Source organism: Raoultibacter timonensis (assembly GCF_900240215.1).
GTDB lineage: Bacteria > Actinomycetota > Coriobacteriia > Coriobacteriales > Eggerthellaceae > Raoultibacter > Raoultibacter timonensis.
Genome location: NZ_LT964679.1, coordinates 1,274,435 through 1,281,276, shown reverse-complemented (window position 1 = coordinate 1,281,276; position 6,842 = coordinate 1,274,435). Strand labels below are relative to the sequence as shown.

Annotated in this window: 6 protein-coding genes; 3 read left to right on the top strand and 3 right to left on the bottom strand. The window is 63.6% G+C overall.

The window, feature by feature from the left end:
• The first annotated feature begins 43 nt into the window (after positions 1 to 43).
• The 3 genes from C1722_RS05680 to C1722_RS05670 all read left to right on the top strand — a co-directional run bounded on the left by C1722_RS05680 (position 44) and on the right by C1722_RS05670 (position 4,291).
• Complete coding sequence (locus C1722_RS05680; protein WP_425319368.1) at positions 44 to 2,173, top strand: DEAD/DEAH box helicase; 2,130 nt, start codon at positions 44 to 46, stop codon at positions 2,171 to 2,173.
• A 101-nt stretch (positions 2,174 to 2,274) separates the two neighbouring features.
• Complete coding sequence (locus tag C1722_RS05675; RefSeq protein WP_102378383.1) at positions 2,275 to 3,258, top strand: DMT family transporter; 984 nt, start codon at positions 2,275 to 2,277, stop codon at positions 3,256 to 3,258.
• Positions 3,248 to 4,291: a dipeptidase gene (locus tag C1722_RS05670; RefSeq protein WP_244902457.1), complete on the top strand. Its 1,044-nt coding sequence runs from the start codon at positions 3,248 to 3,250 to the stop codon at positions 4,289 to 4,291. The genes C1722_RS05675 and C1722_RS05670 overlap by 11 nt, the downstream gene beginning before the upstream one ends.
• A gap of 93 nt (positions 4,292 to 4,384) precedes the next feature.
• Here C1722_RS05670 and C1722_RS05665 read toward each other — a convergent pair whose 3' ends face one another.
• From C1722_RS05665 to nrfD, 3 genes are read right to left on the bottom strand one after another with little or no spacing between them, the layout of a single operon-like run.
• The gene (locus tag C1722_RS05665; protein WP_102378382.1) at positions 4,385 to 5,353 is read right to left on the bottom strand and encodes a slipin family protein; all 969 of its coding nucleotides are present in this window, start codon (positions 5,351 to 5,353) and stop codon (positions 4,385 to 4,387) included.
• A gap of 54 nt (positions 5,354 to 5,407) precedes the next feature.
• Positions 5,408 to 5,782, bottom strand: a complete 375-nt coding sequence (locus C1722_RS05660) for a GntR family transcriptional regulator (protein WP_102378381.1) — start codon at positions 5,780 to 5,782, stop codon at positions 5,408 to 5,410.
• A gap of 45 nt (positions 5,783 to 5,827) precedes the next feature.
• Positions 5,828 to 6,706, bottom strand: coding sequence for an NrfD/PsrC family molybdoenzyme membrane anchor subunit (gene nrfD / locus C1722_RS05655; RefSeq protein WP_244902456.1), 879 nt, complete (start codon positions 6,704 to 6,706; stop codon positions 5,828 to 5,830).
• Positions 6,707 to 6,842 lie beyond the last annotated feature (136 nt).

Sequence of the window (6,842 nt, the reverse complement as noted above, 5' to 3'; positions counted from 1 at the left end):
CGCAACGGGCGAGCAGTGCCTGGTCGTCGCTTCGGCGCGCTCGATGCTGCGGTGCTTGCCGCCCGCGGGATCGCAGACGTGGACCCCCCTCGTTCTCGCGAAGAGCGACGATCTGTCCGTATCGGAATCCGAGGAACTCACCTCATTCGAGGATGTGGCCCGCGCGCTCGAGGCTCGCGGCTATCAGAACACCGGCGAACTCGAGGGACCGGGAACGTTCGCAGTGCGCGGGGGCACGATCGACGTCTACCCGGGAAACCTTGTCTACCCGGTGCGGCTCGACTTCTTCGGCGACGAGGTCGACGAGATCAGGCGCATCGTGCCGTCGACGGGGCAAACCATCGCCGAGCTCGGCTCGGTTGCGATCTACCCCGTGCAGGAGTTCGCACTTTCGGCCCGCGGTGCTCATCGGGCGCGCGAGAAGCTCCTCAATCCTGCGAAAACCAATCCTGTTTTGCGTGAGATGCTCGAGAAACTCGAGGGCGGTGCTCGATTCGACGGGTCGGACGCCTTGTTGCCCTATCTGTACAACACCACCTCGACGCTCGGTGACTACCTGCGCGGCGACGGGCTGACCGTGCTCGTCGAGCCGCGGTCGCTCTTCGACGATGCGAGCCATGCGTTCGAGGACATCGAGGGTCGAGCCAAGGGTTCGAGCATTCCCGTCAAGGGACTCTACGCGGCGCCCGCCGAACTCGACTTCGGGAAGAACCAGCGCGCCACCTACGTTTCGATCATGAGCGTGGGAGCCCATGTCGATGAGGAGCTGCCCGTCAAGCGCGTGGAGGTTGCGGGCCACCCCGATAAACTGTTCGGCAGGCTGCGCACGCTCGTCGACGGCGGCTACACCGTGGTATTCTCGGCACCGAACTACCGCGCGCGCCAGGACATGAAACTCGCGTTCGTCGATAACAGCCTGCCCATCGTCGAGGCGCTCGACGTGGAAGACGGCGTTCCGGCAACGCTCAAGCGCGGGATCGTCAACGTGGTGGATGTGGATATCCCCCTCGGCATGATCATCCCCAAGGCCAAACTCGCGCTCGTCTCCATATCCGATACGCAGGGCTCAACGGCGCTTCGTTCGAGCAAGCGCGTCGACGTGACCGAGCTCACGTTCCCGTACAAACCGGGCGATTACGTGGTTCATGCCGCGCACGGCGTCGCGTTCTTCAAAGATCTCGTACGCCAAGACGTGGGCGGCGCCATGCGCGACTACCTGCTGCTCGAATACGCCGAGGGCGATAAGCTCTACGTGCCGGTCGAACAGCTCGACCGCGTGACGCGCTACGTGGGCCCCGAGGGTGCAAGCCCCCGACTCACCAGGCTCAACACTTCGGATTGGTCGCGCGCGCTCGCCAAGGCGCGCAAGGCAACCAAGCAGCTCGCCTTCGACCTCGTGGACGTGTACACCCGCCGTGCGGCGAGCCAGGGGTTCAGGTACTCGGCCGATACGCCGTGGCAGCACGAGATGGAGGAGGCGTTTCCCTATCAGGAAACGCCCGACCAGCTTGCGGCCATCGCCGACGTGAAGGCCGACATGCAATCGGCGAAGCCTATGGACAGGCTCGTCTGCGGCGATGTGGGCTTCGGCAAGACCGAGGTGGCGCTGCGGGCCGCGTTCAAGGCGACGCAGGACAAAAAGCAGGTCATGGTGCTGTGTCCGACGACCATCTTGGCGCAGCAGCACTACACGAACTTCAAGGAGCGCTTCGAGCCTTTTGGCGTGACCGTCGAGGTGCTCTCGCGCTTCAAGACGCCCGCCGAGCAGCAGTGCGCTCTCGCAGGTTTCGCCGAGGGCAGCGTGAACGTGCTCGTGGGAACGCACCGCCTGCTCTCGCGCGATGTGAACCCGCACGATCTCGGGCTCGTGATCGTCGACGAGGAGCAGCGCTTCGGCGTGGGTCACAAGGAGCAGCTCAAGAACCTGCGCGAGTCCATCGACGTGCTCACGCTTTCGGCCACGCCCATCCCGCGTACCATGCAGATGTCGCTTTCGGGCGTGCGCGATATGAGCCTCATCCTCACNATCGGTGGTCGGGGGAAAGCTCACGGTCGAACCCGTTGCGCTCTCGCGCGATACGGTAACCAAGCTGCGCCGCCACAGCGCCCGCTACATCCCGGCTTCGAAGAAATTCTCGATTCCCCTGCGGTATTTCGATGTCGGCGAGGATGACGGGTTGCTCGATGCGATTGCAGGCTTTCTCAAGGAGCTCGTATGACGGCGCGCTTCACGGGCGGCTCGGCACCGGGTTTTGCTGCGGGAATCGGGTGCGCATGAGCGCGCAGGGGCAAGCGGCCCGTCCGCAGCATTTCGTGCGCGGGGTCGCCTGCACGCTTCTCGGAGGTACGCTTTGGGGTTTCTCGGGCGCGTGCGCGCAGTTTCTCCTTGCGGGCGGCTACGGGCTCTCGCCCCTGTTCATCACAAGCGTGCGCATGCTCGGCGCGGGCTTGCTGTTCCTTGCCTACATGCTTGCTGCAAAGCGCGGGATGCTCAAGGCGATGCTCTCAGACCGTCCGACCATACTGCGCATCGCCGTGTTCGGCGTTGTTGGGCTGTTCGCGAACCAGATCACCTACACGGTTGTGATCGGGTACACCAACGCGGGCACCGCGACCGTGCTCCAATGCACCGGTATCGCCTTCGTCATGGTGTTCACCTGCTTCTTCGCAAGAAAGCTGCCGAAGGCGAAAGAGCTCGCCGGTCTCGTGCTCGCCGTCGCGGCGACGGTGCTGATCGCCACGCACGGGGACCTGTCGACGCTCGCCATCCCGTTGCCGGGGCTCATCTGGGGCATCGCGAACGGGCTCGCCTGCGCGTTCTACATCATGTATCCCAAGCGGATGCTCGAGCGGTGGGGCGCGGTCGCGGTCACCGGGCTCGGGATGCTCGTCGGCGGCGCAGCGGCGACGCTGCTCGCGCAGCCTTGGGCGGTACAGGTTTCTCTTGACGGCGGCGGCGCAGCGGCCCTTGTCGCCATCGTGGTGCTCGGAACGTTTGCAGCGTTCACGCTGTACCTGCAAGGTGTGGCGGACATCGGTCCGGTGAAGGCGAGCCTGCTCGGCGCTATCGAGCCGGTATCGGCAACCGTTTTCAGCTGGGCATGGCTGGGCACGCGGTTCCCGCTCATCGATTGCATCGGATTCGCCCTCATGATCGCGATGGTGTTTCTCGTGACCACGTCGAAAGGCGATTCTGGGGCCGGCGGCGCCGTTGACGGACGCATCGCATCTCGGGAAAGGACGGATCATGGACGGTAGGGCTATGAGGGAAGGGCGGGCATTGGGGAAAGGATCCTCGTCGAAGCGCGCGGTGTTCGATTTGCACTGCGATACGCTCGATCGACTCGCTCTGCACGGTTCGTCCGCGTATCCCGCGTTCGCGCCCCAAGACGAGGCGGTGCCGCATGCGCGCATGAGCTCGCTTGCCGATAACGACGCCCATATCTCGCTCGACCGTATCGAGCGGTACGCGTGGTGCCAGTGCTTTGCGGTGTTCGTGCCCGACGGGCTCTCCAGCGATGCGGCCTGGCGCTTCTTCGAGCACGTGCGCGCGTACTTTGCAGCCCAGATGCTCGAGCAAGCCGATCGCATCGAACAGGTGCTCGACGCGCGGGAGGTCGGGTCGGTTCTCGCGGCGGGCAAGTCCGCCGCTCTCCTCACCGTCGAAGGCGGCGCTTTCTTCGACGGGAAGTCGTTCGAACGGGTCGACGGCATCGCCGAGGCGGGCGTGAAAATGCTCACGCTCACGTGGAACGGCGAAAACGCCGTAGGCAGCGGGCATGATACGGAATGCGGGCTCAAACCCTACGGCAGACGCGTGGTGGCGGCGCTCGAAGACCGCGGGATCGTCGTCGATGTGTCGCACCTCAACGATCGGGGGTTTTCCGACCTCTGCGACGTTGCGACGCGTCCGTTCGCGGCTTCCCATTCGAACGCGCGCGCCGTGTGCGAACACAGGCGCAACCTCGCCGACGCGCAGATTCGCGCTATCGCCGAGGCGAAGGGCATCATCGGCCTCAACTTCTGCAATCAATTTCTCAGCGCAACATCCGCAGATCCGACGCACGACGACGTGCTGCGCCACATCGACCGCATCGCCGAGGTCGGCGGGGAGGACGTGCTTGCGCTCGGCAGCGATTACGACGGTTGCGATGTTCCGAGCTGGCTTGCGACCGCCGACAGGGTCTCAGGGCTCTACGCGCTCGTTGCCGCGCATTTCGGAAGCGCGGTGGCCGATAAGATGTTCTTTGAAAACGCGAACGGGTTCTTCGCGCGCAATGAAGAACGCTAGACGTTGACGCTGCGGTCGTTGCGGTCGGGCGAATGCGCCCGGCATGCGCAAGCGGACGTGCCGCCGATCATCAGCACCGTGCCGCGTCCGGTCCTATTCCTTGCCGCCGAGCCCCTTGAGCACGTCTTGAGCGGACGATCCTAAGCCGTCGCTTAAGGAAGACGGCACGGTTACCACGGTACCGCCCGACTTCTTGATGCTCTCGTACAGAAGGTGCATCGTCCTGATTTTCAGGGCGCTGTCGTTGTTTTCGTATACGTCGCTCGATGCCGAGATCATCTCCGAAATGTCCTGTTCGGCGCTCGCCAGCACGAGCCGTGCGTTCTTCTCGCGCTCCGCCTGGGCTTCAAGGGACATGACGTCTTGCAACTCTTCGGGGATGACGATGTCGCGGATCTTCACCGAGAGGATAGCGATGCCCCACGGTTCGGTTTCGCGCTCGATGACCTCTTTGAGCTCCTTGTCGAGCTGATCGCGGCTCAAGGCGACTTCGGCAACGCTCGCGCGGCCGATCGCATCGCGCATGGCCGTTTGGGCGATGTAGAGCACGGCGGCGCTGTAGTTCTCCACTTCGACGCACGCCTTCTCGGCATCCCATACCATCCAGAACAGCACGGCGTCGATGTCGACGGGAACGAGATCCGAGGTCAACGTTTTCTCGGCTCCGAACGTCGTTGCGATGGTGCGCATGTCGATGCGGCACGCCGCCTGCTCGATGACCGGGATCATGAAGATGAGCCCCGGCCCCGCGACGCGGTTGAACGCACCGAAGCGGAAGATGACGATGCGCTCCCACTCCATGGCGATATGGACGGTCATGGAGGTTGCGACGGCGATGACGAGTGCCGTCACGAGCACCCAGAGGTTGAGCGCGCCGAACCCGAAGAACGCGACCGCCGCGACGGCGATGAAAACGACGGCCGCCTGAACCACGGCGAACAGGGTGGCGCCGCTTCGGGTCGCCTTGGGCGGTACGAAGGCGTTCGGCGGATCGGCGAGCGCGGTTGCGCGGGGCGATTCGCTGGTGCCTGCGTCGGTTTTCGAGGTGCCTGTGCGTTTCATGGCGTTCCCTTCGTTCGAATGGCGCGGCACCCGCGGTGCCGGCCATGGGCTGTGCTAGTCGAAATTCTCAAGAACCTTTTCGAAGTGGTTTTTCACATCGTCGATCGTCATGCCCAGCTCGAGGCATTGCCTGATGCTCTCGGTGAGGATGACATCTCCCGAGATGTCGATGCCGTCATCGCCGCCCCCGGCTTTCTCTACGAAGGCGCCGCGCCCTCGCTTCGAGCTGATGTAGCCGTCGTGTTCCAGGCTCGTGTACACTTTGTTCACGGTGTGGTAGTTTACGTTCAGGTCGGCGGCGAGGGCCCGCACCGTCGGAAGCCGGTCGCCGGTTGCGTAGTAGCCCGAATCGATGAGGTACATGAGTCGATTGCGCAGTTGGATCCAGATGGGGATGCCGCTATGTTCGTCTAATTCGAAGAGCGCCACGCATACCTGCTTTCATATCGATCCATGCCTTGTGCCGAACGGGATTTATCCATAGGGCGCGTTCACCATACAATACCGCAGAAGGTACCCGCCGATCAGGATGAGGGGGATCGCCAGCGCGGGCAATGCGGCAGTACCCATTCTAGTGTAAGCCGCATCGATTGCCAAAGGCAGAACCATGCCGAGGCAGACAAAACCCATCCAGAACAGATCGCGCAGGTCGCCTGAGACGAGAACCCCGATCGTTTGGGAGCCGTTAACGAGGAGCGCGCCGTACGCGAGGTACGCGGCGAGGCTGACGAGCTCCAAGACGATGGCGAGCGCGTCGATCCGCACCAGCGCATCGACGAGGCGCCCCTTCCTTTCGGGCGCTTCGAACAGGGCGCAGGCGAGAACGCACATGGTTCCGCACGAAAGCGATGAGAAGGTGAACAGAACGGGAAGCAGAGGATTGCCCCAGAGCGCAACGAAGCCTATGTCGGCCAGAAACACGCCGGTATAGGCCATCGTGCAGAATCCGAGTACGATAGCGAGCGCTTCGATGGTGCGGATGGCAAGCGCCGGTATGCGGGTGAGGTTGAACAGCGCTATCGAGCAGAGGAACGCAGCACAGAGCACCGTTCCGGCAAGTACGTAAGAGCCGAAGGTCAAAACCGAAGCCGTTGGATGCACGAGTACGTAGAAGAACCGTTCCGGATGCCCCAAATCGGTGAGGAGGCAGAGCGCTCCGAGCGCGAGGAGCATGGTGGAGACGGCCAATCCCCTTGCAAGGAAGGACCTTGTCAAACCCGTCGTCCAGGCAAGGTGCCGAGCGGGCCTTTCGCCGTGCCGCCAGAAGAGGAGGTCGGCTCCGGCGAGAACGGAGAGGGCGCCTGCGCCCGTTCCGCCGAGAAACAGATACCATACGATGGAGCTGTCGAACACCTTCTCGCCTCCTCGGTTTCTTTTCCGCTCGCCGCTAGTTCCGCGCGTCTCGGGCGCGCGTTTTGCCTTGCCCGCCGGTCTTTCTCTTCGCCCTGCTTCGCTTCGCCGATACGCCGAGGGCCGTGGCGGTTGCGGC